The organism is Mesorhizobium sp. M7A.F.Ca.CA.003.01.2.1, assembly GCF_003998945.1.
Lineage (GTDB): Bacteria > Pseudomonadota > Alphaproteobacteria > Rhizobiales > Rhizobiaceae > Mesorhizobium > Mesorhizobium ciceri.
Window position 1 is genome coordinate 1 of record NZ_RZRA01001011.1, and the last position, 1,919, is coordinate 1,919.

Consider the following 1,919-nt stretch of genomic DNA (forward strand, 5'->3'; position numbering starts at 1 on the left):
TCATGGGTCTCAACAACCAGAACCTGCACAATGTGCTGTTCCGCGGCTTCCTGAAGCCATGGGAGACCTATACCGGCGCCAAGATCAACTGGATCGACCTGGCGCAGGCCGACTACAACGCCCGCCTGCAGCAGTCGATCGCGACCGGGACCGTCGACTTCGACATCATCGAAATGGGCGCGCCGTTCGAAGGTGATGTCTGCGGCAAGGGCCTGACGTCGGAAATGCCCGACTGGGTCAAGACCCAGATCGATTTCGACGATCTGGTCAGCTATCTGAAGCCGCCGGTCGGCACCTGGGACGGCAAGCAATACCGCGTGACCGTCGACGGCGACGCGCACAACTTCAACTACCGCACCGACGTGTTCGCCGATGCCGACCTCGCCAAGGCCTGGAAGGACGGCGGCGGCGAAGGTGAATGGGGCGTGCCGAAGACCTGGCAGCAGGTTCAGGCGGTGACCAAGTTCCTGAAGGGCAAGAAGCTCAAGGACCAGGACGTCTATGGCTATCTCGACGCGCCGAAGCCCTGGGGCGGCTTCGGCTTCTATTTCCTTGGCAGCCGCGCCACCGCCTATGCCAAGCACCCCGACGACAAGGCCTGGCTGTTCGACGCCGACACGATGAAGCCGCGCGTCAACAATCCGGCCTGGGTGCGCGCCATCCAGGACGTCATCGACGCGCTGCCCTCCGAACCCGCCGACCAGATCAACGCCGATCCGAACACGACCGCCTTCCAGCAGTTCCTGGCCGGCACCGGCTCGATGGTCACCTGGTGGGGCGACGTCGGCTCCAACGTCAAGACCAACGACTCTTCCGTCGTCGGCGACGTCACCGGCTTCTCGATCCTGCCGGGCTCGGACGATGTCTACAATGCGAAGACCGGCGCCTGGGACAAGCTCGCCAGCGGCCCGAACTATGCGCCCAACTGCGCCTATCTCGGCTGGGGCGTCTATGTCATGGCCCGCGTCGATGCCGACGAAAAGAAGAAGAAGGCGGCATGGTCCGCTGCAGCCCATCTCGGCGGCAAGGACCTGTCGATCTGGACGGCGATGTATCCGTCGGGCTTCCAGCCTTACCGCAACTCGCATTTCGACATTCCCGAATGGGTGGCGGCCGGCTACGACGAGGCCTTCATCACCTCCTACCTCAAATCGGAATCCGACAGCTACAACCATCCGAACGCGGCGATCGAGCCACGCATCCCCGGCATCTTCCAGTACTACAGCGCCGCCGAGGACATCCTGGCCAACACTTTCGCGGGCAAGATGAAGGCGCAGGAAGGCGCCGACGCCATCGCGGCGGCATGGGAGAAGCTGACCGACCAGATCGGGCGCGACAACCAGATCAAGCTCTACAAAGCTTCGCTCGGCATGTAGGCTGGCCTATGAACCGTGGTCCGGCGGCAACGCCGGACCACTTTAGACAGGCTCCGGCTCCTCGAGAGCCTTCAAACGGGCGAGATTTGTGGCTGACCAGACATCGACCGCGAACCCGTGGCCGGCAGATGCCGGCACTTCCGATCTGATCTCTCCAGGCCGTAAACGCCTTGGCTGGGCGCTGATGGCCGTTGCGACGCTTGGCCTGCTGGCGACGATCGTGCTGGAGATCCTCTACAAGGGCAGCCCCGATACGATCGGCTTCGAGACCTGGCGCCCCGTCGTCTATGCCTATGTGCTGTGGGGCGTGGCGATCGGTGTCGGCCAGGTGCTGACGCGCGGCGAAGACGGCCAGCGTGCCCTGTTTCTGCTGCCGGCGCTGCTGTTCACCATCGCCATGGTCATCTTCCCGACGCTGTTCGGTTTCTACATCGCACTCACCGACTGGAACCTCAGTTCCTTCAGCGGCCGCCGGTTCAACGGGCTCGACAATTTCTGGCAGATGCTGGGCGATCCCTACTACCGCAACGCGCTGTTCAACAT

1 protein-coding gene and 1 pseudogene are annotated in these 1,919 nt (G+C 63.2%); both read left to right on the plus strand.

Going from position 1 to position 1,919, the window contains the following annotated elements; genetic code table 11:
• Positions 1-1,376: sugar ABC transporter substrate-binding protein (locus EN969_RS28965; protein ID WP_127419619.1), on the plus strand; the 1,376-nt coding region annotated here is incomplete at its 5' end.
• Between the two features lie 88 nt (positions 1,377-1,464).
• A pseudogene (locus EN969_RS28970) lies at positions 1,465-1,919 on the plus strand (sugar ABC transporter permease); the annotation flags it as partial.